Origin of the sequence: Rouxiella badensis (assembly GCF_002093665.1) — a bacterium.
In the GTDB taxonomy this organism is placed as follows: Bacteria; Pseudomonadota; Gammaproteobacteria; order Enterobacterales; family Enterobacteriaceae; genus Rouxiella; species Rouxiella badensis.
Genome location: NZ_MRWE01000013.1, coordinates 96594 through 121765, shown reverse-complemented (window position 1 = coordinate 121765; position 25172 = coordinate 96594). Strand labels below are relative to the sequence as shown.

Sequence of the window (25172 nt, the reverse complement as noted above, 5' to 3'; positions counted from 1 at the left end):
TCCATGCAGAGAGTGACGGCTTATAAAAATAATTTTATATATTAAACAATATCTTGTGCTGTATGAATATTGTGTCCGTTCAACCACGTTAGGGGCTGAAAAGCACAATGTCTGCCATAAAATCGTTATGGAGGTATGATTTTTATTTATATTGATGTTTTCGCGTGTCTAAAAGTTAATGCGTATTTTCAGCTTAAAACTGGGGGTTGAAAGATTAAAATAAATGTTTAAAAAGACCATCATTCGCTCAGAATATTAATCAGAAAGTTTAAAGCCGCTGCCATCATCTTAAAGTGTCTTACGGTCACATTTTTATTGTTTAAATAAGGCCGCGTTTGCGGCCATTATTTGAACTGAATTACTTTTTAGGACAGCTGCCTGTTAAGGTCAGCGCGATAACTCAGCCGACGGGTGGTCTGGAAAATGAAGAAACCGGCAATCGCGAGCACAAAAACTATCATCCCAAAGGTTTGCGGATTATGGCCTGAGAGCGGCCCGATAATGCCGGCAATGATGGCGGCAGCCCCAATCTGCATCGCACCCATCAGGCCAGAGGCTGAACCGGCATTATGGGGTACGGCGGTGACTGCGCCGCTAGTACCTAAAGGAAGCAAAAATCCGTTTCCTAATGTCATGATTGATATCGCGGTAATGGAACCGATATAGAAATTAGGGGCAAAATGGGTGGTCAGAAACATCACAATGCCGCCTGCCACAAAAACCAGGTAACCCGTCGCCAACGCCTTATCCAGCGTTAGCCCTTTTGACATTGTCCAGCGCGCGATGAGGTTGCCGGTGACATAGGTCAGCGAGAGACTCAGGTAGGTAAAGCCTATGACTTTATTTGATACGCCTTGCTTTAGGAGTAAAAAAGGAGACTCGGCGATATAGGCATAAAAAACGGCATAGGCAATGCAGGGGATCAACGCATAGTGCCAGAAGCGGCGCGACAGCAGCAGGGCGATATATCCCTGCATCACATCAACGGCGGACAGTGGATTGCGTTTTTCCCTGGGGAGCGTTTCGGGAACCGCGGTCAGCGTCAGAAACAGCAGCACTACGCCAAAAAGCCCGGCGAAAATGAAGCACGCATGCCAGCCAAAAAGATTGCTGATTTGCCCGCCAATCATCGGTGCCAAAGCCGGAGACATACCCACGATGGGGAAAAGAGTCAGGAAGATTTTACCGGCTTCCTCTTTGCTAAACAGGTCACCAATAATTGCGCGCCCGAGCACGATACTCGCGCTTGCGCCAACGGCCTGCGCCAAACGAAGGGCCAGCAGATCCTTAAAATTGGGGGCGTAGATGATGGCAAAGGTCGCAAGGATAAACAGGCTCGTCCCGAAAATCAGCAGCTTCTTACGCCCCAGACTGTCAGACAGTGGACCATAAACCAGCTGCATCAATGCGACACCGAGAAGAAAGTGTCCCAGCATCTGTTGGCCCTGACTCGGGGTCACACCAAATTGGCGGACAATGTCAGGCAGGGCGGGCAGGAAAATGTCGCTCGAAAAGAGACTGAGCACCAGCATCATCACCACGGCGCACATTAGCAGGAAACGATTCCTTATGACTTCTTTCATATTTATTCTCTATAAGTGTTGCCGCCGTTATTGGGCATTAACACGGCGGCTATTTTAGCTAGGGGCTCAGCATTTTCAGGGGATTGTCCAACCAGATGGCATTTCTACGTGTCTCTGACAGGTTCATTTCTTCGAACCACTTCAGGCTTTGGTCATACCATTCAGGAAGATCGATTTGGCTGGTCTGGCCAAGATCCGAACTGTATACAACGTTCGGCACTTCGCTGAGAACGCGGCTATAGTCTTCCCAGGTCTGCCAGCCGAGCAGATAGGTGAGGGCGGTCTGTTCGATAAACAGCCAGTCCGCGCCTGAGAGATTGACGAGATCCTGCGCCGACAGGCCTGTCATCGGATTGGCCGGTTGGTTGAGCATCAGGCGAGGAACGCCGATTCTTTCCGCCATCTCGATAAGCGTCAGCGTTTCCGCGCGGGAGGTATGCCCGCTCGAAATAACCACTGGATTGTCGCGCGCCAGGTGTAGGATTTCGATGACGTCCTTATGTAATGCGCCGTTTTCATCACTTATTGAAACACCCTGCGAGCGTGCTTTGGCGCAATAGTCGTTGGCCAGCGTCCGATCAACCTTATTTTTGTTTTGCACGGCGGTTACCGTCGGCAGATGAATAATCATTCTTCCGCTGTGTTCGGCCTGCCTTTTGCACAAGGACTCTTCAACGCTCCTCCAGGTTGGCCCACCGGCCACCTGATTGAGCACCACCGAACCCATGACCGGCAGCCCACAAAGCCTTGCCGTTTCGGCCATGGAAACGCTATCGCCGAGATGATTTTTGAGAACCACGGCACCGCCGAGATTTTTGTAGATTTCGCCCGCCGTAATTACGTTATGCCGGCGAATAAAGGTGTCAGGAGAAACGTGATAATGAACGTCGAGAAACGAAATTCTGTCTCGCCAATAGGTTATAAAGTCATGACTCATTTTCAGGCCTCTGCCAAATCTTCAACCAGGCCAGCAAGGACATTGCCCTGCTCATTGCCTTCAGCGTTTTGGATATATTCAAGGATTTTATCGGCCATTTGCTGTGTTGTAGCGTTGCCACCAAGGTCATAGGTGAGCGTATCGCCAGACTGGATAACCCAGGTGACCGCACGTTTGACTTTTTCTGCTTCGTTGCCAAAACCCAAGTGCTCAAGCATCAGGCCAATGGTGAGGAACATCGCGGCGGGATTCGCTTTACCCCTATTCGCCATGCGCGGCGCGCTGCCGTGAACGGGTTCAAAATAAGGCGTCTCGGCGCCAATGTTGGCGCTAGGGGCTATTCCCAGACCGCCCATCACGCCTGCTGCGAGATCGGAAAGAATATCACCGTACATATTTTCGGCGACAATAACCCCGAACCGTTCAGGTCGCTGTACCAGCCAAAGCGCAACGGCATCCGCGTTGTGAATTTCGGCGTGAATGTCCGGGTACTCTGCTGCAATCTCCCAAAAAATATCGCTGGCAAACTGGCCGCTTTCACGAAGCACGTTGGGTTTGTCCGCATAAGTGACGCTTGGATAGTTATTGGTTTTGGCGTATTCAAAGGCATAACGGATGATTCGTGCCATGCCAAAGCGCGTCACGATTCGCACGCTCATGGCGACATCTTGATGCCCTGAACGGTCAATGTTGGTGTGCGTAACCCAGCTGCGATACTCCTCGGGAATACCACGACGGTCCAGACCACAGTAAAGCCCCTCGGTATTTTCACGTAAAACGACGCAGCGGAAGGGGCGTTGCCCAGGTTTGATGCTGTAAACCGGCCTGACATTGGCAAAAAGTTCGAGTTTTTGACGCATCTCGATTAACGGTGATACGTATTTATGGCCTTGTCCCTGAAGTGCCGGGGTCAACTCTGCTTCGGCATCCTGTTTGCCTTTGCTGGTTATTGCACCCAACAGTACGGCGTCAGACTGGGTAATTTTTTCCCACGTCTGGGCCGGAATGGGCTGGGCACTTTGTTGCCAGCACTGCCAGCCGATTTGAGCAAACTCGAGGGTAATCGGTAAATTCAGCAGCGTGAATACGGGCAGCGCTGCATGACAAACTTCGGCACCCACGCCATCGCCGGGAAGCACGAGAACTTTTTTCATTACATGGCCTCCTGCAAAAACGTTTCCACGGCCTTAATGGCCTCAAGCGGAACGTCACGGAAAGGATGCATGCCACAATGAGGCAGTTTTACGCTTTGATGGTCGCTGCGACCCTGAGCAGGAACGATGTTGACTGTATTAACGAGTCTGGAATGACTGCCATAAATCCAGAGGGCGCTGCCCTGATAATCGGCGATAATATGACGTGCATCTGCGCTTTGAAGCTGCTTTAAGCCTGTCGCCAGTCTTTCAACAGTACCTGCCGGGGCTTGACCTTCGACTTGCGGGAGGGTGTCATCGGTATCTGGGCGAATGCACCAAAGGAGTTTTTTCAGGCCCGCTTCCGCAGAGATTTCGTTCAGATCGATAAGCACCCCATTTAGTTTTTCACGCAGCAGACTGTCGCAATAAGTCGGCGCCGAGATGCCAATAAATTTGGAAACATAAGCAAGCTCGTTGGCGAGGAGATGCTGAGCGATTGCGCCGCCGTAAGCCTGCCCTATCAGCAAGTCGATATTGGGTTCATGTTCGAGCAGAAACTCACCCCAGACTGCGGTGGCTTCATGCAGATCTTTTGTGCCCTTACACAGGCCGACGGTATCGTAGACTGCAACGCTGTAGCCAGCATTGGCCAGCCAATCTAGAAGAGGTTGGCAGAAAGCGCCGCCGTCCCACTGTGCCATCATCGGAGAAAGCATGATGGCTCTCGGGCCTTCCTGGTTCCCACACTCAACACGAATGTCATTTATACTTAACATTGCTAACATCACCCTTACGTTATGAGCGACTAAAATGGGAACGGTCCCAATTTCAGGCGCAATTTTTTTTGATTGGACGTACTGAAAAATTCTCGCTGACCAACTTGATTAAATTCAATGTGTTGGCTGTAGTACATCATGGTGTTAAGCGCGAGTATCAGCTATAATATTTTTTGGCACACTTGGGACCTAAATTGTTGTGGATATAAGAATACTCCGATCTTTTGCCGTCGTTGGTGAGCTTGAACATATCGGGCAGGCCGCAGAAAAACTGCACATCTCCTCCTCGCCTTTGAGCAGGCAAATACAACTGCTTGAGGATGAGCTCGGTGTTGAACTCTTCCACCGGGAGAAAAAGCGCTTGCGGCTGACGTCGGAAGGAAAGGATTTTCTTGGCGAGGTTCGGGCGTTCTTAAAGCATCACGACAGGTTGAAGGACAGAGGGAAAAATCTGGGCAAAGGTCTCGCCGGCAGGCTTGATATCGGCTACGTCGAAGCGGCGATTCATTCCAGGCTTCTGCCTGAGACGCTGGCACGGCTTGATTGTTCACCGGATGTTGATATCCACCTGCATGCCTTCCGCTCTAAGCAGCAAATTGAAAGCCTACGCGACAGAACGATAGATCTCGCACTGCTGCACACGCCTCCCGAAGAAAGCGATGAATTCGAGCAGAGAAAGGTTTTTTCGGAACCCATTGTGTTAGCGATGCCCGTTAACAAACGCTTATTGCTGCCGACGCCTGAAACCCTCGACAGGCAGCCCTGGATTGCCGACCGGGAGGGCCTAAACCCGGCAGCGCGTATTCGGCTACTGCACGCCTGTGCGGTGAGCGGTTTTACCCCGAATATCCGACTTGAAGTCACTGGCCCTTTGGCCGCGCTGTCCTGCGTAGAGGCCGGGCTGGGGTTCACCTTTATACAAAAAAGTCTGGCGCGTATCCGCTCTGCCAACGTGGAAATTGCCGAACTGCCCTGGTTCCCGCTCGAGGTGTCTATCCACGCTGTCTGGAGAAAGAATGAAACCAAACCGCTCATACTCCGCGTGCTGTCGACGCTAAACGATTTCTAAAACGCCATTTTTTCATCCAGCACGAGTTAACGCTGGTGTATTCTTTATAGAAACCAAAAACGCTTCATTTATTTCTTCACGAACACAACAGAGCTGACTATGCATTCCTCTCTCTTTCATCGTTATCACGGTTTGGGCAACGACTATCTGGTTTGTCATCAAAGCGTGGCTGCACAATTTTCTCTCGAACAGATCGGCCGAATTTGCGACCGCAATTACGGTATCGGCTCCGACGGTTTACTGATTGATATCGATGATGAGGACGTGCCGCGCGTACGTATCATCAATCCCGATGGTTCCGAAGCAGAGAAGAGCGGCAACGGTCTGCGTATTTATGCGCGCTATCTATTTGATATAAAAAGAGTCGGTCATGAGCCTTTCCTGGTGAATACGCTGGGTGGGCAGGTGACCTGTGAGGTGACAGAAGGCGCGCATCAGGTGATCGTCGATATGGGGCAGGCGAAATTTACCCCCTCTGCGCTACCTGCACACGTTGAAGGAGAGCACATGCTCGACCAGCCGCTGGTGGTTGCGGGGCATGACTTGAACGCGACGCTGGTCTCGATGGGCAATCCGCACTGCGTTATTCGCGTCGAAAAACTCGATTTAGCCCTGGTTCATCAGCTGGGCGCGGAAATCGAAACGCTGGCAATTTTCCCAAAACGCACCAACGTGCAGTTTGTCGAGGTTATCGACCGTCAAAATATCAGCATCGGTATCTGGGAGCGCGGAGCGGGTTACACGCTGGCATCCGGCAGCAGCAGCTGTGCCGCAGCCAGTGCGATGCGCAAACTGGGGTTGGTGGATGACCGCGTCACTGTCACCATGCCGGGCGGTCAGCTGGCTATCTCCTTCTCGGGAGACTTTATGGTTAATATGCGCGGCCCGGTGCAGAAAATCGCCGACGTCACGCTGGACGCCGACTGCTTTTACGACTTGAACTGATCCTGTCGAAAGCCACTCTGTCTTGAGTCGAAGAGTGGCTCTTCACCGTTGAGCTTTAGGCCTCAAGATGCCCTCGGCGATAATCAGCAGTCGCCGACGGGTCACAAATCTTTGCAGCTGGCCAAGCAGCCAGTTGTTGCAGCCGGTTATCAGGTAGTTACGCTGTTTATCCAGCGCCTTTAGCGCCTGACCGACCACCGCATCGGCCTTCATCCTTTTCCCTACCGAGGCCTCTTCAGCGTTCACTACATCGAAAAATGCCGTATCCGTTGCGCCGGGACACAGCGCCAGCACACGCACGCCGCGTTGACGGTTCTCGGCCCACAGCGCCTCGGAGAATGACAATAAAAAGGCTTTGGTTGCGCCATAGATTGCCATGTAGGGATCGGGCTGGATGGCGGCAGTGGATGCCACGTTGATAACAGCGCCGTCGCCGCGTTTTAGCATGGCGGGCAGCAGGGCGTGGGTCAGTTCAACCGGCGACAGGCAGTTGAGTTGAATCTCTTCGCGTTGGCGGTCCAGAGAAAGCGCATCGAATACGCCGTAGGTGGCAAAACCAGCGTTATTGATCAGAATGTCGGGGAAAATTTTGGCTTCATGCAGTTGACCCATGATGGTGGCAGTGGCGTCCACGGCGCTGAGATCTTGTGCAATCACCCGCGTTGTCACGCCATGCTGCTGCGTCAGCCTGTTGGCCAGCGCTTGCAGCTTGTTCTGGGTCCGCGCAACCAGAACGAGACTCACGCCACGAGCGGCAAGCTGTTCGGCAAATTCCAGCCCAATCCCTGAGGATGCTCCAGTAATGAGCGCCGTTTTTTCTGAATAATTGAAAGATTTCATGCCCGTTTTCCTGTTTGAGGTTATGCTGCAAACAGGGTAAACCGTGGACTTAGGTCTACGGTCAAGTCCATTTTAACCTTTCATCGGAGAGCTGAACGATGCGCATTGGAGAGTTGTGTGCCAAAGCTGGCGTCCCGCGCGATACGGTACGTTACTACGAGCGGCAGGGGCTGCTCGAACAGGCCTCACAGCCTAACGGCAGCAACAACTATAAAGTCTATTCGGCGGTTGACCTGCAGCGGCTGAAGATGATCAAGCATGCAAAAATGTTGGGCTTCACGCTCAGTGAAATCGCCGAGGTACTTGCGGTCTGGGTTGACAGCCAATTTTCTGTCGAACAGAAGAAGGCCAGCCTGCAACGCAAGCTGGTACAGATTGAAGAGAAAGAGCGGGCGCTGGCCGAGCTGCGCGTGGGGATAATCAACGCGTTGAATAAGGTCGGCCAGCCGTGTGACGATGCGTTTTGACTCAGCGCTGGCGGCCTAAAACCGAGGCACCGACCAGCCCGCCCTGATTCACGAATTTTCCGGGGACCACCAGCGGCTGCGGATACTTGTGCAGCGTAGACTCACGCACTCGCTGGTCGAGCGCGGCAATCAGCGGGATGACGCTGGCAAGTCCGCCGCCGACCACCACGCGGGTTGCCCCGAGAATGTTGACCATCAGGGTAAGAGGTTCGCTTACCAGCGCCAGCCATGCGTTGAGGGTCTGCACCGCCTGAAAGCTTCCCGCCTGCCAGCCCTCGATAATCTGATGACTGGTCAGCGTTTGCTGGTGCAGCTCGAAATGCAGGCGCTCGATGCCACGGGCGCCGCCGAGCATGTCAAGGCATCCGCTCTGACCGCAACCGCAAAGCAGACGAGGCACTCTGACCAATTTGTTGTCCAGCAGCAGCTCGGTGCGGGTAATCGCCCCATGACCCCATTCACCGGTGACGCCGCCGTGGCCGCGCACCAGTTGTCCGTTAAATACCAGCCCGCCGCCGACGCCGGTGCCGAGAATAATGCCGACTACAATCGGCAGTCCCAGACCTTCGCCGACGTGCGCCTCGGCCAGCGCAAAGCAGTCGGCGTCATTCGCCACGCTGACTTTGCGTTTGAGTATTTGCGTGAGTTCGGCGGCAAGATTGTGCCCGGCAAAGCTCGGAATATTGGTCGCCATTACCTCACCGGACTGTGGCGAAACCAGTCCGGCAGTCGAGATGGCCAACGGGGCATCCGCAGCAACCTCTGCGCCGTGCTCGTTCAGCAGCATCTGCATCGCCAGCACAAACTCGTCCCAGGACTGGGTTGGGGTGGCGACCTTCGCTAATACGGTAACCTCGCCCTGCTGGCGGGAGAGGCCAAATTTGATAAATGAACCGCCGATATCGGCACAAAAAACCGCAGTGCCTGTGTTTACCATCATGAACGCTTGTCCAGTAAGTCGCGCAGCCCATCGCCCAGTACGTTAAAACCGAGCACGGTCAGCATGATTGCCAGACCCGGGAACAGCGAGAGATAGATATTAATGCCGAGAAAGTTTCGACCATCACTCATCATTGTACCCCATTCAGGCATGGGCGGCTGCACGCCGAGGCCGAGAAATGACAGGCTGGCGGCGGCGAGAATGACGGTTCCGGCGGTCAGCGTCGACTGCACGATGATAGGCCCAACGGCATTGCGCAAAATGTAGTGCACCACGATGCGATACCACGACAGGCCCAGCGCCTGCGCTGCCTCTACGTATTCCATGCGCTTGAGGCCGAGCGTCAGGTTACGGCTTAGCCGTGCATAAACCGGAATGGCAAACAAAGAAATAGCGATCAGCAGATTAATCAGACCGCCGCCCAGAATGCTGACCACCAGAATCGCCAGAACGATACCGGGAAACGCAAACAGCATGTCCATCACCCACATAATTACCAGGTCAATGTAGCGACCGGCCATCCCCGAAATGACGCCGAGCGGGATGCCAATCAGCATCGCCAGCCCCACGCTCAGCACCACCTCGACAATCGAGATACGCGCGCCGTAAATCACCCGGGCGAAGATGTCGCGTCCATAGTCGTCGGTGCCGAACAGATGGTCAGCCGAGGGGGAAAGCAGGGTATTGAGCAGATCCTGAGTGTAGGGGTCGTGGCCGGTTATCCAGGGTGCAAGCAGTCCGGCGATGACGATAGCGGCAATGATTGCGCCGCCAAAGGTGATGCCAGCATGACGCCATAACCAGCGAAACACCTGGGCAGTTCGGCTCTTTTTGCGCGCAGAGAGTGCGGTTAGGGTGCTCATCATTCAAACCTTATTTTCGGGTTGAGCAGGGCTATCAGCAGTTCACCGAGCAGGTTCATGATAACCACGCCGCAGACCGCGACCAGCGCGACGCCCTGAATGACCGGATAATCGCGATAGCGCACGGAGTCGACCAACAGTCGGCCAATGCCCGGCCAGTTGAATACCGACTCGGTGACCACCGCGCCACCGACCAGGCTGCCGAAGTTCAGCGCCACAATGGTGACAATCGGGATAAGCGCATTGCGAAACGCATGGCTACAGTAGATGCTCATCGCCGACAGCCCTTTGGCCCGCGCGGTGCGGATATAGTCCTCGGAAAGCACGTCGAGCATGCTCGAACGGGTCATCCTTGCCATCACCGCCATCGGCAAAACCGCCAGCGTGACCGACGGCAGAATGTAGCTTTTCCATGACGATGCACCGAGCAGCGGCAGCCAGCCGAGCTCCACCGAGAAGGTGTTCATCGCCATCAGCCCCAGCCAGAAGTTCGCCACCGACGCACCCGCAATAGCCAACAGCATCACGCCATAATCGGGCCAGCGGTTGCGGTAAATCGCCCCCATCATGCCCGCCGGAACCCCAATCACAATCGCCAGAAAATAGGCCAGCACCGCCAGCGCCAGCGTGTAGGGCAGCCGCTCGCCAATCTCCTGGGTGACCGGCTGCTGCGACTGGAGCGAAAGCCCGAGATTGCCGTGCAGCACGTCGCGGGCGAAATGCGCATACTGGGTGACCAGCGGCAGGTCCAGTCCAAGGCGCGTACGCATATGATCGACGGCCTCCTGCGTCGCCTCGGGGCCAGCCATCATGCGCGCCGGATCCCCCGGCAGTGCGCGGATCGACACAAAAATCAGCAGCGATACGCCAATCAGGATGACCGGAAAGGCCAGCAGTTTTTTGGCTAGATAGGCTTTCATGCCGCTTCCTACTGTTTATGGGCGTCTTTGACTATCACGTTTCCACCGGGGATCATCCAGACGTTGGAGATGTTGGCCCCGGTGGCATAAAGATCGTTCTGGTAATACAGCAGCACCTGAGGCGCCTGTAGGTTAATCTCCTGCTGGGCCTGCACGTAGAGCTGATTGCGGGCGTTTTCGTCCAGCGTAGAGGCCGCGGTATCAAGCAGCTTGTCGAGTTTGGCATCGCTGAAGAACCCGAGGTTGGCCCCGGTTGGCGCAAAGCTGCCCGAGTAATAAAGCGGTCGTAGCTGCAAGTCGGCCCCGCTGACGCCGGAAGACCAGGAGGCCAGAATAGCGCCGGTGCCGTCGGCTTTTTTACCGGCCGGATCGGCGAAAGCGGCTTTGGTCCAGACGCCGCTTTCCATTTGACGCACGTCAAGCTTCACGCCAATTTTGGCCCACATGCTTTGCAGTACCTGACCAATACGCGCGTCTGCGCCCTGTACGGCGATAGACATTGAGAAACCGTTGGCATACCCGGCCTCTTTTAGCAGTGCCTTGGCTTTCTCGATATTCAGTGGGTAAGGGTTAAGCGATTTGTCATAACCGGGAGTGATGGGTGCCAGCGGGGAGTTGGCCGGTGTGGCGAAACCAGACATGATGGCGCGCACCAGCCCATCGCGGTCGGTCGCGAAGTTAAGCGCCTGGCGGACGCGCACGTCGTCCAGCGGTTTTAACTGGGTATTCAGCGCGACCCAGAACACTGACGCCCCTGGGCTTTCATGCAATACGAATTTAGGGTTGTTTTTCAGCATGCGGGCGAACTGCGGCGGAACGGGATTGATAACGTCGGCTTCACCCGCCTGCAGCGCCATATTCATGACCGAAGACTCCGAACTCCAGGTCCATTTGATGTCTTCGGGGCCGTCTGACTTGCCCCAGTAGCCCGGATTTTTCTCTTCCAGCACGTATTCACCGGTCTTGTACTGCACCATCTTGTAGGGGCCGGTGCCTACCGCTTTGCTGTCCAGTGTGCCGGCCTTGTCGGCGGTCGGGCTGACCATCAGGCAAGCTCCCGTGGTCAGCAGATTCAGAAACGCCGGGTAGGGTTTCTTCAGTTTGAACACCACCGTGCGGTCATCGACCTTGGTGACGCTGTCGATAAAGGTGCGCAGACGACCGCTAGCCGCCAGACCGCGTTTCACGTCCAGATGGCGGGCAAAGTTGGAGACGACTGCGTCGGCGTTAAACGGCGTGCCGTCGTGAAACGTTACGCCGCTGCGCAGCGTAAAGGTCCATACCAGCCCACTGGCGTCGCTGCTCCACGAGGTCGCGAGCGCCGGTTCGAGCTTCAGCGCGGGCGACATTTTCAGCAGCCCTTCGTACATCGGATCCAACACCGTGGCCGTGAAGGTTGCGGTCTGGTTGCCCGGATCCATGCTGCGCGGCGCCTCGTTTTGCATCACCGTCAACGTGGCTGAGTACGCGGGGGAAGCCAGTGCGCCGAGCAGCGCACAGCCAAGCAACGTTAAACGTCCCGGACAGCCGATGGTTCTGAAACCTTTCATAGATTTTCCTCTGCCAATGTTGCGGTGATGGCGAAAATTGCCTTTGTGGCATTTTCTACAATCTCTGGGTATTTATTTCATATGAAATGCTTATGTTTCATTATTTAGTAAATTTTGTGAACTAATTGGCATTGATATATTCATTTTATAAGTTTAATGTCAAGGCAGATTAGCCAAAAATGAGAGCGCGAAAACGGAATGCTGAGTTCACTACAACGGCAAATATTAGGGGCGATCAACTCTGCCGCAGGGCTGAGCCGTACCGAACTGGCGCAGGTGTGCGGCATGAGCAAGGCAGCCATAGGTGGCGTGGTCAGGGAGATGATCGACGCGGGCTATTTGCATGAGTCAGAAACCGTTAACGGGCCGGGGCAGGGGCGGCCATCCGTCAGGCTGATGCTGCGGCCCGAAGGGGCTTATTTCATCGGCGTTTCGCTGCTGCAAACGCCGGCGCAGATGGCGCTAATTAATTTACAAGGTGAAATTATTGCCCGCGCCGGTTTCACGCTTTCTCGAGAGCCTGAGGCGCTGGCGCAGAACATCGCCCACGCGTTACCCGACTTGTTGGAAGGGCACACTGACGCTGCCGCAAGACTCATTGGCATGGGGGTCACGCTCTCCGGTTTTATTGATGAAAACCAGTCAACCTGTGTGCAATCGGCGCTGTTGGGCTGGCGCGATGTGCCGCTGGCAAGTCTGGTCGCGGCGGCTACCGGCCTTGAGGTGTTTATCGAAAATGACGCCAAGGCGTTGGCGGTCAGTGAAAAACGCTTTGGGCAAGCGCGAGACCTCGACACCTTTACGCTGGTCAGCCACGGCGCTGGCATTGGCAGCGCGCATTTTATTGCCGGCAGGCTGCACCGAGGTCTGCACGGCGGCGCGGGGGAGATTGCCCACTGCACGCTGGAGCTAAACGGGACACCGTGCCGCTGCGGCAAGCGCGGCTGTCTCGACACCATCGCCTCGCTGAATGCCATCATGGAGATGGCGCGCGAAGAAAATCTTGGCCTGAGCAGTCTGGCGGAGCTGGAGCAGCTGGCGTCCGGCGGTTCGGCGGCGGCTATCCGCATCCTGCACCGTGCAGGCACGGCGCTGGGACTGGCTATCGCCCAGCTGATCCAGATTCTCGACCCCAGCCTGATACTCATTGCCCATCAGGCGGGTGCCTTCGGCGGGCTGCTCGGCACGGTGGTACAGCAGTCGATCGAAACTAACGTATTGCCCGGTTTTGCCGGATTGACGCCGGTGAGAACTTTCCCCATCGATGAAGATACCTGGGTGCGTGCAGCGGCAAGCATTGCGGCCCATCGTTTTCTTGATGGCCCTGACAACCCGTAGAGGTAGAAGATGCGTATAGCCGTTGGCGGTATTCATATCGAATGCAGCACTTATAATCCTGTTCTTAATGAAGAAAAAGATTTCCGCGTGGTGCGCAACGATGCGTTGCTGGCGGCACCGTATTTTGCCTTTCTGCAGGACTATCCTGCGACCTTTTTACCCACGGTTCATGCCCGGGCCATCGCCGGAGGGCCGGTATCCCGCGCCACCTACGACGCGTTCAAGGCGGAGATGCTGGCAGGGCTCGAGGCGCACAAACCCTACGACGGCGTTTATCTGGCGATGCACGGTGCGATGTACGTCGAGGGCATGGAAGACGCCGAGGGTGACTGGATTAGCGCCGCGCGCGAGGTCGTCGGGCCTGATATTCCGATTAGCGTCAGCTATGACCTGCACGGCAACGTTTCACAGAAAATCATCGACGCCATCGACCTGTTTTCGACCTACCGTACCGCGCCGCACATCGACGTCGAAGAGACCATGCGCCGTTCGATTTCCATGCTGGTCAAGAGCCTGCAAACCGGCGTCAGGCCGACCCTGCTTTGGGTGCCGATCCCGGTCGTGCTGCCGGGCGAACGGACCAGTACCGAGGATGAACCGGCGAAAAGTCTCTATGCCTGTCTGCCCGCGCTCGACCAGATTGAGGGCGTGTGGGATAGCTCGCTGATGGTCGGCTACGTTTGGGCCGACGAGCCGCGTGCCACGGCGGCGGCTATTTTTACCGGTACCGATCGCCCGCTGCTTGAACGCGAGGCCATCAAACTGGCGCAGGCGTATTGGGACGCGCGTGAAGACTTTGTCTTTGGCTGCAAAACGGACATGCCAGAAGCCTGCGTGCGCGACGCTATTGCCAGCCAGACGCACCCGGTGGTGCTGGCCGATTCTGGCGATAATCCCACCGGCGGTGGCGTAGGCGACCGCGCCGACCTTCTGGCCGAGTTACTCAAACAGGGCGCGACGGGCGTCATTGTTGCCGGTATTACCGACCAGCCTGCGACCGAGGCCGCCTTCGAGGCGGGCGTCGACGCGCGGATAACGTTATCCGTGGGTGCCTCTCTCGATCCGTCCAGTCCGCAGGTGCACGCCGAATTTACCGTGCTGCGTTTGCTAGATGCACCGAACCAGGCTGAACGACAGGCGGTGCTGCACGTCAACGGCATCGACGTGGTGGTCTCCGCTCGCCGCAGGCCTTATCACTATATTGCCGACTTTACGCAGCTCGGCCTCGACCCGCAGCAGGCCAACGTCGTCGTGGTGAAATCCGGCTATCTGTCTCCTGAGCTGGCGCCGATTGCGCGACCTAATCTGATGGCGCTCTCCGACGGCGTGGTCGATCAGTTCGTGGAGCGACTGCCGCGAAAGCGTAAAACGGTGCCGACTTTTCCGTTCGATAAAGATTTCACCTTTACCCCTGAAGTCAAAGTCTCTGCCCGTTCAACTTCTCTTTAATTAAAGGATAAAAAAGATGGCCACTGCGCAGCCGGTTTTAAAGGTAGAGAACCTGACCACCTCCTTTCAGGGGGACGACGACTGGCTGCCCGTGGTGCGCAACTTATCTTTTGAAGTCTATCCCGGTGAAACGCTGGCCATCGTGGGGGAGTCCGGCTCGGGGAAAAGCGTCACCTCGCTGTCGGTGATGCGCCTGCTCAAGGCGCGAACCAGCAAGATTGAAGGCAGTGTTACTCTCAACCAGCGCGGACTGCTCGGGCTTTCTGAAAAGCAGATGCGCGAGGTGCGTGGCAACGAGGTGGCAATGATTTTTCAGGAGCCGATGACCTCGCTTAACCCGACCTTTACCCTCGGCCGCCAGATTGCAGAAACGCTGAAAACGCATCGCGGCATGGGCAGCAAGGCCGCCCGCGAAGAGACGCTGCGACTGCTGGAAAAGGTCAGAATTCCCAACGCTAGCGCACGCTTTGACGAGTACCCCCATCAGTTTTCCGGCGGTATGCGTCAACGGGTTATGATTGCCATGGCGCTGGCGCTTAAGCCCAAGCTGCTGATAGCCGACGAACCTACTACCGCGCTCGACGTGACTATTCAGGGCCAAATCCTTGACCTCATCAAGACGCTGCAAGAGGAAGAGGGCATGGCGGTACTGTTCATTACTCACGACATGGGCGTGGTCGCGGAAATTGCCGATCGTACGCTGGTGATGTATCGCGGCGAAGTGGTTGAAAGCGGGGATACGGCAGATTTGTTCCGTGACCCACAGCATCCCTACACCCGCGCGCTGCTGGCGGCGGTCCCGCGTTTGGGGTCGATGCGCGGCCGCAGCCGTCCGCTGCGTTTCCCGACGATAGACAGGCAAACTGGGCTGGCGAACGAACCGCGCGAAAGTGCCATTCAGGTTGACGCCCGGCAAACGCCGCTGCTATCGGTCAAGAATCTTAGCGCACGTTTTCCGGTGCGCGGCGGCATTTTGGGACGACCGGTTGGCGCGGTGCACGCGGTGGAAAATATCAGCTTCGACCTGTTCGCGGGTGAGACGCTATCGCTGGTGGGTGAATCAGGCTGCGGGAAATCGACCACCGGCCGCGCCGTCACCCGACTGCTGAAGCCTTACGGCGGGCAGATCGACTTTGATGGCTTCGACGTCATGAATCTGAGCAAAACGGATCTGCGCGCCATGCGCCAGCGGATACAGATGATCTTTCAGGATCCCTTCGCCAGTCTGAATCCACGTATGAAAATTGGTGACGCGCTGATTGAGCCGATATTACAACACCGTCTGGCGAATAAGGCTGAGGCGCTTGAGAAGGCCGCCGCGTTGATGGACAAGGTAGGGCTGTCGCCGGACATGATGCGCCGCTATCCGCACGAGTTTTCCGGCGGTCAGCGGCAGCGAATCTGTATTGCGCGTGCGTTGACGTTGGATCCCAAGGTGATTGTTGCTGACGAATCCGTTTCGGCGCTAGACGTGTCGGTGAAGGCGCAGGTGGTCAATCTGCTGCTCGACCTGCAGGAGAGCATGAATCTGTCCTATCTGTTTATTTCACATGACATGGCGGTGGTTGAGCGGGTTAGCCATCGGGTGGCGGTGATGTATCTGGGGGAAATCGTCGAAATTGGGCCGCGCGCCGCGATTTTTGATAATCCGCAGCACGATTATACCCGCAAGCTGATTGCCTCGGTGCCGGTACCCGATCCCGCGCGGCGCGGCATTAAGCGCCACATTAAGGCAGACGAGCTGAAGAGCCCGGTGCGGCCGCTTGGCTATCAGCCCTCAACCCGCAACTATCGTCAGGTCAGCGAGGGACATTGGGTGCTGACGTAATATTTGTTGATAAACTTGCTACGTAAAGATAAATAATTCGTTTTGAGTTCAGATAAAATACTCCGCAGTTATTTTTGGTAGGTACTTCTTGTACCAACACCGTTTGCGAGCTTTTATAGCCGCAGAGAGTCTAGAAATCGCTTTTTTGCTGGAGTAGTCATGTCACAGTTCCCTAATTTACGCCCTCGTCGTTTAAGACAGTCTGATTCTTTGCGCGCGCTGTTTCAGGAAACCGAGTTCAGCGTTAACGATCTTGTATTGCCAATCTTTGTAGAAGAAGAGACTTCCGAATACGCGGTAATCGAGACCATGCCCGGTGTACTGCGTATTCCTGAGTCAAAACTGGCTTATGAAATTGAGCGTTATGCCAAAGCCGGTATTCGTTCGGTGATGACTTTCGGTATTTCGCATCACATGGATGCGACCGGCAGCGACACCTGGAATGAAAATGGCCTGGTGGCGCGTATGGCGCGTATTTGTAAAGACACCGTGCCGGAAATGATCGTCATGTCCGACACCTGTTTCTGCGAATATACTTCCCACGGTCACTGCGGCGTGCTGCACGACCACGGCGTGGATAACGATGCAACGCTGAAAAATCTGGGCCGTCAGGCCGTGGTTGCCGCCGCAGCCGGTGCCGATTTCATTGCACCTTCTGCTGCTATGGACGGTCAGGTGCAGGCAATTCGCAGTGCGCTCGATGAAGTCGGTTTTATCGATACCTCCATCATGGCGTACTCGACCAAGTTTGCCTCCTCACTGTACGGGCCATTCCGTGAAGCGGGCGGCAGTGTGCTGCAGGGTAATCGTAAAAACTATCAAATGAACCCGATGAACCGCCGTGAAGCAATTCGTGAATCCTTGATGGATGAGCAGGAAGGTGCCGATGCGCTGATGGTGAAACCTGCCGGGGCTTATCTGGATGTGATCAGCGACATTCGCGCCGCATCCCGTCTGCCGCTGGCGGCCTATCAGGTGAGCGGCGAGTACGCGATGATCAAGTTTGCCGCACAGGCCGGTGCCATCGACGAACGTAAAGTGGTGCGCGAGACCCTGGGTGCAATCAAACGTGCCGGTGCTGACATCATCCTGTCTTACTTCGCGATGGATATCGCCGAGAACGGCGTCGATTACTAAGCATTCCTGACGCCGTCTTCTTGCGCTTAGCGAGACGTACCGATAAAAAACCTGACTTTTATGTCAGGTTTTTTTTGCTGCGGCGTTTTGCAACCCGAGAGAGTCGATAAACGCCCGGGCCTGTTTGTGTGAACGCAGGCGAACAAACTGCACTTGGCTATTGGGCGGACTGATCATCATCTTTTGATACTGACGGCGGTTTTTATAGAACGTTTTCAGCGTCCACAGGATGATTGACTCGCGGCTAAAAAAGCTCTGGCGAAAAGTTTCACGATTACCGGTTCCGGCCCATAATTCTTGACCGTGGCTAGCCCGTTGCAGTGCGCGTTTGACCGCCTGATACAGCGTGCGGCCAAAGCTGTAATCCACCCAGATAATGATATCGACATCGCGCCATTTAATCGGCTGCGAGCGCTTATAGTTGCCATCCAGCACCCAGGACGGTTGGGAAATCGCCTGTTCGAGTTTTTCAAATAATTCTGCATCACTGCTTCCGGTCCAATGAGGTTTCCAGAACAGCGTATCCATCTCGATATAAGGAATAGCTAATTGCTGCGCCAGCGCTTTGGCAAAGGTGGATTTACCGCTTCCACTGGTGCCAATGACGTTAATTTTCACTGAAGCTCCCAACGTTTATTGATCGCGAAGAGTAGAATTTGATTGAAATCTTATAGATTAAAAAACGGCGCGAGTTATGTTACTGGCATCCTGATTATAATTAAATAAATTGAGGGAACGCTATGGATAATCGTCTGAACAATGCTGACGCTTCGCCGAGAATAACGAAATGGATCCCAGTTAACTTGCCGTGCGAGCAGACTAAAAATCCCGTTGCTATTACCAGTATCATGAATACCCCTCGGCTGCCGCAGAGCCTGTCGTTGGCCCGACCGGTTCGTCGCTGTCGCCTGCAAAAGCCTGAAATCACGCAACCTGTAGCAGATAGCGAGAGGCAATTAACTGCACGATCCACGACACAATCCACGACAGAATCCACCGCACAATATAGTGCCTTAACAGGCAGTACGCCCTATCTTGTCGTCGACGTCGTTAGCAGCTTTAATAAAGGCTATGCCGAAATTTTTCTTAATTTATCGCGGGAGAATCGCCAGCGGATATATAGGCAATTACAGATAGAGATCCAGGATTTTAAGGCGCGGCAGGGAGCAGGAAATATTGCTGTTAGCGATGAGGTGCGCCTTATTGGCGTGGCCTATGGAATGGGGATGCCGTTTTATGACCCGCGCGTGCTGCGAGATATGGGCGAGCATAACAAGGTTAATTTTGAAAAGTTAAGGAGCGCAGCGTGCCATTTTCTTCATGCCCTTCACCGGCGGCCGGAGTTTGTCATCCCCGACGGGTGGCAGCCGCGTTAAATCAGCGTAAGGCTTCACCGAGGGTCAAGGTCAAGAACCTTGTCTTGACCTTGACCCGTCAGAGGACTTAATACGGCTCTGACTCAATCTTGTGCTGTGTGGCAACCGGCACTTTACTGTGCCCCGGTTGGTCGACTTTCACTAGCAGCGTTAACACTGCCGCCACTAAATACAGTGCCGTATAGACCCAGACTACGCCGACGATGTCAAAAAATGGCAGCACCATTGAGGCGATAGCCGGTGCTACGAAGTTGCTCAAACCGGCCGAGAGGTTGTAAATCGAAATCGCTGCGCCTTTATGTTTGGGTTCGAGTACCGGGAACACGGCGGTCATTGGCACGAAGGCGGCAACGGTGATGCCTAGCATCACGGCGGGCACCAGCGCCATCCCGACGTTGTGCCCGAAATGCATCGGTAAATAATAAAATGCCAGGCTAGAAATGGCGCAGCCGATGCAACCAAACCAACGCACCTGACGCAGCCAGCCAATTTTCTCGCCAAGAATTCCCCACATGATGTTGGTAAAAATGGTCACAAAGAAGAATACCGCCCAGATTTGCAGCCATTCCGACATGCTAAACCCGAGACGCCCAACGAACAGCATTGGCATGATCACGGCGAAGCCAAACAGCGAAATCGTGTTGATAATGCGGATCAGGCACGACATAAAGATGTGCGGGTTGGTGAACAGGATAGTCACCGCGCGAGAAAGTTCGGTCAGTTTCTCTTTCGGCGTGAGGTTGGCCTTTTCACTAGGTGTGCCCACGTTACGCAGCAAGGTCAGGGCCATCATGCCGCCGACGCCGACCCAGGCAATCGCAAACCACAGCGTACCGGTTTCACCAAACAGTGGAATGGTAAAACTCGGCAGGTAGCTGCCGATACAGCCGATACCGATGGAGTACATTGCCCAGAACCAGCCCATCGCCGAGGAGAGCTGCTGTTTCGGCACCGTCTGCACTACCAGCATAACAAAGGAGTAGATGAACAACGGATAGGCAAGGCCGCGAATACCGTAAAACAGCAGCATCAGCGGATAGTTTTTCATGCCTAAGCCAAACAGCATAAACAGGGTATGCATCACCAGCCACAGAATAAAGCCGATGCGCATGGCCTTCTGTGGAGTGATGATTTCAGCCACTACGCCGGAGCTCCACGCCGCTACCGCCGCCGCTAGCCCATAGACCGTGAATACCAGCGCGGACTCGGCAGGGCTGAACCCCATATCGGTAATATGTTTCGACAGAAACGCCATTTCAAAGCCGTCACCGCTCATGAACACGGCGATGGCGATATATCCCCACAGCAGATTGAGCGGTAAACCAAACCAGTGGGCCTGTTTTTTTTGCATAGCATGCTCCTCTGGGGGAGCGTGGCTCCCTCAGTTTTTGGTTATCAATGAGGTGAATGGGGCGTGGCCGCCCTCGGGTTTTATTGTGATGTCAGGGGGTTATCGTCTTAGCTCTACCTGCTGTTGATACAGTTTGCGCCAGGTCGCCAGTCGGGACTGCAACACCTGATGGCGTGCGGTGTCCGGCGAGAAAGTCTTTTTTGTCAGAGGCTTGCGGCAGACCTTGCTTTGTTCACCGCCTGCGGCCAGCCAACCAAGACGGGCTGCGCCCAGTGCCCCCCCGGCCTCGCCGTCCTGATGGGTGGTGATGGTCAGATTAAGCGCGTCGGCAATCAGCTGCGCCCATTCGTCGCTGCGTGCACCGCCACCGACCAGCGAACACTGGCTCAGCTGAGTGCCCGACTGTTTGAGCACGCTCAGCCCGTCGGCCATGCCGAAGGCCACGCCTTCCAGTACGGCATACCCCAGCGCCGCGCGCTGCGTGCTGTGCGTCATGCCGTGAAAAGCCCCGACCGCCAAAGGGTCGTTGTGGGGCGTGCGCTCTCCCGACAAGTAGGGGAGAAACAGCGGTGCCTGCCTTTTTTCGGCCTGAGTGAGTTGGGCCACCTCTGCCAGCAGCGTCGTTTCATGGCTGCCAATCAGCTGGCAATACCAACGCAGCGCGCTCGCCGCCGTCAGCATGACGCTCATCTGATGCCAGCGGTCGGGCAGGGCGTGACAAAAGGCGTGCACCGCGCTGTTTGGATTAGGGCTAAAGCTTGGGTTTACCGCAAACAGTACGCCCGAGGTACCCAGCGAGATAAACGCATCGCCCGGCTCTACTGCACCAATACCTATGGCGCTGGCGGCATTGTCGCCCCCGCCACCGGCAATAATCACCTCACTGTTTAACCCCCACGCGCGGGCAATATCGCGATTGAGCACGCCCGAAACTGCGCTGCCTTCGACTAGCCGCGGCATCTGGTCGCGCGAAAGTCCACAGGCGTCGAGCAGGGTATCTGACCAGTCACGTTTGGCGACGTCGAGCCACAGTGTCCCCGCCGCATCCGACATATCGGAAACCTTGTCGCCGCTCATCTTCCAGCGTAGATAGTCTTTTGGCAGCAGTACCGTGGCTATCTGGCTAAAAATTTCGGGTTCATGACGCGCAACCCACAGCAGCTTTGGCGCAGTGAATCCCGGCATTGCCAGATTACCCGCTAACTGATGTAGCTGCGGGGCTGCTTGCGTTAGCAGCTCGCACTCTCTGGCGCTGCGCGTGTCGTTCCACAGAATAGCGGGGCGCAGCACCTCTCCCTCGCGGCCCAGCAGCACCGCGCCGTGCATTTGCCCGGAAAGGCCGATAGCAACAATGTTTGCCCACGCCTGAGGCACCTGGTCGCGCAGTCTGGCGACCACCTTTTGCGTCGCCTTCCACCAGTCGTCGGGACGTTGCTCCGACCAGTGCGGGCGCGGGCGCTGCACCTCCAGCGCTTCGCCCGCGCTGGCTATCACCTTGCCCTCGGCATCCAGCACCAACGCCTTGATTTCCGAGGTCCCTAAATCCAGTCCTAAATACATGCGCGACTCCTGTTAGCCCTGCTTCGCAGACTCAAGCCATTGATAAACGCCCGCAATCGATTCACGCAGCAGCGTCTCAAATTCGGGTTTAGACGCCAACTCACCGAAAAGTTTACTGTCATGCGCATACTCGGCGATGGGATCTTTGGCGGAAAACATCTGTTTTACGGCCTGAGAATCTAAAATGCCATCCTGATATTCGTAGGGCAGTTGATTCTGTGCCCAGCGTTGCATAAACACGAAGAACAACGCCGGCAGCTGGCTGGTGGCGCGGGGGACATCACCGCGCTGATAACACTCGACCAGGGTTGGGGTGATGAATCCTGGGATTTTCGAGAATCCGTCTGCCGCAACGCGTTGATTGGTGTCCTGAATATGTGGGTTGCTGAACCGCTCAAGGACCACGTCACGGTAGTCTTTCAGGTCAAGCGGGCTAGGGGAGAGGCTCGGAATCACGTCTTCGGTGACGTAGCGGTATGCCATCTGACAAATTGACTCGGTTTGAGTGCTCTGATGAATATACCGCTGTCCGAGAAGCGTACCGGCCCAGGCAATGCAGCTGTGGCTGGCATTGAGGATGCGGATTTTTGCTTCCTCATAAGGCACTACCGATTTCACCATCTCAACGCCTACCTTCTCCAGCGCAGGGCGACCGGCGATAAAGTCATCCTCAACGACCCATTGGATAAACGCTTCGGCCATCACCGGTGCCTTATCATCCTTACCGGTCTGCTCTTTGACGCGCACGGCGACCTCGGGTGATGGGCGTGGAGTGATGCGGTCGACCATGGTATTGGGACAGCGAGCGTTGTCGGCAATCCACTGCAACAACGCCGGTTGTTGTCTCAGGGTTAAAAACTGCTGTAGGCCATGATGGAAGCGGTCGCCGTTGTGGCGCAGGTTATCGCAGTTGAGCAGCGTGACGGGCCCGCCGTTGCTGCGCTGGCGCTGCTGCAAAATATGGCTGATAGCACCATAAACAGTGCGGCAGCCACCCTGTAGGTCGGCGCAAATGTCGGCGTTGTTCTGGTCAAGATTAAACTGGTTATCGAGATAATAGCCGCTTTCGGTGACGGTAAAGGAGATAACCCGCGTCGCGGATTTCTCGCCCTGCGCAATCAGCTGCGAGAGCTCTGCGTCCCAGGGGATGATTTTCTTGACTGAGGTAATGGTTTCATAGGCGCGCTCTCCCGCTGGGGTCACCGTTTCCAACACGTATTCACCGCCCTGAGCAGACAGATTATTCAGCAACGGCGTGGCGTCGTCGCGAATATTCCCCAGCGCAATCGACCAGTTATTATCACCGGCCTCGATCAGCCGATGCAGATACCACGCCTGATGAGCACGGTGAAACGAACCTGCGCCAATGTGCAACCAAACCGCTGAGTGCCAAGAAGTAACCATAGTTTGCTCCGAAAAGGTAGTGAAGGCATTTTGGGCATAAGCTCTTTGTGTGGGCTTTTGCCTGATTGAAGATCAGCTTAAATAAACTTTTGCCCATTAAATGGGCTTTAGCTCACAATATTGTTATCTTTTGCTAAATCGACATCACTCAGAATGATGAATCCCGATAAAATGCGCGGCATATACCGCCCGGATGGAGGTCAGAGATGAACAAGAATGATAAAAAATTGGATCAGGCCGCGCGCGCTGCGTGGATGTATTACGTGGCAGGACAAACGCAGCATGAGATAGCCGAAGCGTTGGGCATCTCACGTCAGGTTGCGCAGCGGCTGGTGGCCAGTGCGATTGAAAGCGGGTTGGTGAGCGTGCATATTTCGCACTCGGTCGGCAACTGCATGGCGCTCGAAGCCCGCCTGCGCGAGGCTTATGGCCTGAGTCTTTGTCAGGTGGTTCCTGCTCAGGGAATGAGTAAGACGGGATTGCTGCACGCCATTGCCGTCGCGGGTGCGCAGGTGATGACCCAGTTTATTCGCCGTGAAGCCTCTACGATTATCGGCGTGGGCTCGGGGCGCACCTTGAAGGCGGCTATCGATGAACTTGATGACATTGAACGCCCGCAGCACAGCTGCGTGTCGCTGATAGGCGCGATTGCCTATGACGGTTCCTGTACCCGTTACGACGTGCCGCTGTTGATGGCCGAGAAAACGCAGGGCCGCTATTTTATCCTGCCTGCGCCCTTGTTTGCCGACAGTGAGCAGGATCGCGAGGGCTGGTGTCATCACCGTATTTATCGCACCGTCAGCGAGAAAGCCAGCCAGGCCGATGTCACCTTTACCGGCATTGGCACTATCGGTCCCGACTGCCCGCTGCATCTCGACGGGTTCCTGTCGCTGGAACAGGTCGAAAAACTCAATGCGGTGGGCGCCGTCGGAGAGATGGTCGGGCATTTCATCGGCGCAGACGGGCAACGTATCGACAGCGAACTCAATGCAAGATTAACCAGCGTGAGCCTGCAACCGAAGGCGGATAAACCCGTCATCGCCATGGCCGGCGGCGCGGAGAAACATCTGGCGATGCGCGCGGCATTGCAGGGCGGCTGGGTGAGTGGACTCGTCACCGACGAACTGAGCGCAATAGCGATGCTCGAATAAATCCGTTCAGCCCTCAGGCCATTTGAATCAATACTGAGCCCCGCCACCCGTGCCGCTGCCTTTCAAGACTGTGCTGGCGTGGAGGCGGTGCTGCAACCGTGTTAAACACGTTGACGTCTGAAAGCCGTGACGTGAGGCAATAGATCGTTGATTTCATCCTTCGTTTTTCATGGTTTTTACATTATTTTTATCCCGCTAATTTGAACCTTTATAAAGCTTTTATCTGCCTGCTCCTATACCTATAGAGTCGTCACGATAACCCACACTATTTATCACTGCGGTATAAGGAGTGTTTTATGTGGTTAATATTATTAATGCCGATTGTGATGTTGCTGGCCTATGCCTCATTTGGCGTATTGATCTCCTTTGCAGGAAATGTCATCAAGGTTTCATCGGATGAAAAAATAAAGTAAATACGGCCCTCAAGTTATTATTTTTATGGAGAGTTAAATATGGCGATTTCCATATTGGTAACGATCACTTTCGCTGTGATTATTTATTTGTTTTATGCCGTAACCCATCCCGATAAGTTTTAAAGTGTCGGGATATCTC

The 25172-nt window shown here is 55.1% G+C and carries 23 protein-coding genes; 10 read left to right on the top strand and 13 right to left on the bottom strand.

Going from position 1 to position 25172, the window contains the following annotated elements; genetic code table 11:
- Positions 1-365: 365 nt before the first annotated feature.
- Genes BS640_RS09960 through BS640_RS09945 form a run of 4 tightly spaced genes read right to left on the bottom strand, consistent with a single transcriptional unit; the run spans position 366 to position 4432 of the window.
- Positions 366-1583 (bottom strand): multidrug effflux MFS transporter, encoded by a 1218-nt coding sequence (locus BS640_RS09960; RefSeq protein WP_026110296.1) that lies wholly within the window; start codon positions 1581-1583, stop codon positions 366-368.
- A gap of 58 nt (positions 1584-1641) precedes the next feature.
- The gene (locus tag BS640_RS09955; protein WP_084912496.1) at positions 1642-2520 is read right to left on the bottom strand and encodes a DUF6282 family protein; all 879 of its coding nucleotides are present in this window, start codon (positions 2518-2520) and stop codon (positions 1642-1644) included.
- A 2-nt stretch (positions 2521-2522) separates the two neighbouring features.
- On the bottom strand, positions 2523-3674 hold the full coding sequence (locus BS640_RS09950; RefSeq protein ID WP_017490147.1) for an isocitrate/isopropylmalate dehydrogenase family protein: 1152 nt from the start codon (positions 3672-3674) through the stop codon (positions 2523-2525).
- On the bottom strand, positions 3674-4432 hold the full coding sequence (locus BS640_RS09945; protein ID WP_139802803.1) for an alpha/beta hydrolase: 759 nt from the start codon (positions 4430-4432) through the stop codon (positions 3674-3676). The genes BS640_RS09950 and BS640_RS09945 overlap by 1 nt, the downstream gene beginning before the upstream one ends.
- A gap of 199 nt (positions 4433-4631) precedes the next feature.
- On the opposite strand from BS640_RS09945, the gene BS640_RS09940 reads away from it, so the two are divergent.
- On the top strand, positions 4632-5501 hold the full coding sequence (locus BS640_RS09940) for a LysR family transcriptional regulator (RefSeq protein WP_026110299.1): 870 nt from the start codon (positions 4632-4634) through the stop codon (positions 5499-5501).
- 99 nt (positions 5502-5600) lie between these two features.
- A complete protein-coding gene (gene dapF / locus BS640_RS09935) occupies positions 5601-6446 on the top strand; it encodes a diaminopimelate epimerase (protein ID WP_084912495.1) in 846 nt (281 codons plus the stop codon).
- Positions 6447-6488: 42 nt separating this feature from the next.
- On the opposite strand, the gene BS640_RS09930 is transcribed toward dapF, so the two are convergent.
- The gene (locus BS640_RS09930; protein ID WP_084912494.1) at positions 6489-7286 is read right to left on the bottom strand and encodes an SDR family NAD(P)-dependent oxidoreductase; all 798 of its coding nucleotides are present in this window, start codon (positions 7284-7286) and stop codon (positions 6489-6491) included.
- 98 nt (positions 7287-7384) lie between these two features.
- Here BS640_RS09930 and BS640_RS09925 point away from each other — a divergent pair, with 98 nt between their 5' ends.
- A complete protein-coding gene (locus BS640_RS09925; RefSeq protein WP_084912493.1) occupies positions 7385-7753 on the top strand; it encodes a MerR family transcriptional regulator in 369 nt (122 codons plus the stop codon).
- A 1-nt stretch (position 7754) separates the two neighbouring features.
- Here BS640_RS09925 and BS640_RS09920 read toward each other — a convergent pair whose 3' ends face one another.
- Genes BS640_RS09920 through BS640_RS09905 form a run of 4 tightly spaced genes read right to left on the bottom strand, consistent with a single transcriptional unit; the run spans position 7755 to position 12026 of the window.
- On the bottom strand, positions 7755-8693 hold the full coding sequence (locus BS640_RS09920; protein WP_084912492.1) for an ROK family protein: 939 nt from the start codon (positions 8691-8693) through the stop codon (positions 7755-7757).
- The gene (locus BS640_RS09915) at positions 8690-9556 is read right to left on the bottom strand and encodes an ABC transporter permease (RefSeq protein ID WP_017490155.1); all 867 of its coding nucleotides are present in this window, start codon (positions 9554-9556) and stop codon (positions 8690-8692) included. The genes BS640_RS09920 and BS640_RS09915 overlap by 4 nt, the downstream gene beginning before the upstream one ends.
- The gene (locus BS640_RS09910; RefSeq protein WP_017490156.1) at positions 9556-10476 is read right to left on the bottom strand and encodes an ABC transporter permease; all 921 of its coding nucleotides are present in this window, start codon (positions 10474-10476) and stop codon (positions 9556-9558) included. The genes BS640_RS09915 and BS640_RS09910 overlap by 1 nt, the downstream gene beginning before the upstream one ends.
- A gap of 8 nt (positions 10477-10484) precedes the next feature.
- On the bottom strand, positions 10485-12026 hold the full coding sequence (locus BS640_RS09905; protein WP_017490157.1) for an ABC transporter substrate-binding protein: 1542 nt from the start codon (positions 12024-12026) through the stop codon (positions 10485-10487).
- Positions 12027-12224: 198 nt separating this feature from the next.
- Here BS640_RS09905 and BS640_RS09900 point away from each other — a divergent pair, with 198 nt between their 5' ends.
- The 4 genes from BS640_RS09900 (at position 12225) to hemB (ending at position 17778) form a co-directional block, all read left to right on the top strand.
- Entirely contained in the window at positions 12225-13364 is a 1140-nt protein-coding gene (locus BS640_RS09900) for an ROK family transcriptional regulator (RefSeq protein ID WP_084912491.1), read from the top strand.
- A 9-nt stretch (positions 13365-13373) separates the two neighbouring features.
- Entirely contained in the window at positions 13374-14813 is a 1440-nt protein-coding gene (locus tag BS640_RS09895; RefSeq protein WP_084912490.1) for a M81 family metallopeptidase, read from the top strand.
- A gap of 16 nt (positions 14814-14829) precedes the next feature.
- On the top strand, positions 14830-16641 hold the full coding sequence (locus BS640_RS09890) for an ABC transporter ATP-binding protein (RefSeq protein WP_084912489.1): 1812 nt from the start codon (positions 14830-14832) through the stop codon (positions 16639-16641).
- A gap of 159 nt (positions 16642-16800) precedes the next feature.
- Entirely contained in the window at positions 16801-17778 is a 978-nt protein-coding gene (hemB, locus tag BS640_RS09885; RefSeq protein WP_084912488.1) for a porphobilinogen synthase, read from the top strand.
- A gap of 63 nt (positions 17779-17841) precedes the next feature.
- On the opposite strand, the gene BS640_RS09880 is transcribed toward hemB, so the two are convergent.
- Positions 17842-18396, bottom strand: a complete 555-nt coding sequence (locus BS640_RS09880; RefSeq protein WP_017490162.1) for a shikimate kinase — start codon at positions 18394-18396, stop codon at positions 17842-17844.
- A gap of 122 nt (positions 18397-18518) precedes the next feature.
- On the opposite strand from BS640_RS09880, the gene BS640_RS09875 reads away from it, so the two are divergent.
- On the top strand, positions 18519-19154 hold the full coding sequence (locus BS640_RS09875) for a hypothetical protein (protein ID WP_084912487.1): 636 nt from the start codon (positions 18519-18521) through the stop codon (positions 19152-19154).
- Positions 19155-19221: 67 nt separating this feature from the next.
- Here the strand turns inward: BS640_RS09875 and BS640_RS09870 are convergent, their stop codons facing one another.
- The 3 genes from BS640_RS09870 to dalD all read right to left on the bottom strand — a co-directional run bounded on the left by BS640_RS09870 (position 19222) and on the right by dalD (position 23469).
- A complete protein-coding gene (locus tag BS640_RS09870) occupies positions 19222-20505 on the bottom strand; it encodes an MFS transporter (RefSeq protein WP_017490164.1) in 1284 nt (427 codons plus the stop codon).
- A gap of 99 nt (positions 20506-20604) precedes the next feature.
- Positions 20605-22065, bottom strand: coding sequence for a xylulokinase (xylB, locus tag BS640_RS09865; protein ID WP_084912486.1), 1461 nt, complete (start codon positions 22063-22065; stop codon positions 20605-20607).
- A 12-nt stretch (positions 22066-22077) separates the two neighbouring features.
- A complete protein-coding gene (gene dalD / locus BS640_RS09860; protein ID WP_084912485.1) occupies positions 22078-23469 on the bottom strand; it encodes a D-arabinitol 4-dehydrogenase in 1392 nt (463 codons plus the stop codon).
- 206 nt (positions 23470-23675) lie between these two features.
- Here dalD and BS640_RS09855 point away from each other — a divergent pair, with 206 nt between their 5' ends.
- Both BS640_RS09855 and BS640_RS22370 read left to right on the top strand, forming a co-directional pair.
- Positions 23676-24620: a sugar-binding transcriptional regulator gene (locus BS640_RS09855; RefSeq protein WP_084912484.1), complete on the top strand. Its 945-nt coding sequence runs from the start codon at positions 23676-23678 to the stop codon at positions 24618-24620.
- Between the two features lie 452 nt (positions 24621-25072).
- The gene (locus BS640_RS22370) at positions 25073-25156 is read left to right on the top strand and encodes a potassium-transporting ATPase subunit F (protein WP_139802805.1); all 84 of its coding nucleotides are present in this window, start codon (positions 25073-25075) and stop codon (positions 25154-25156) included.
- The last annotated feature ends 16 nt before the right edge of the window (positions 25157-25172 follow it).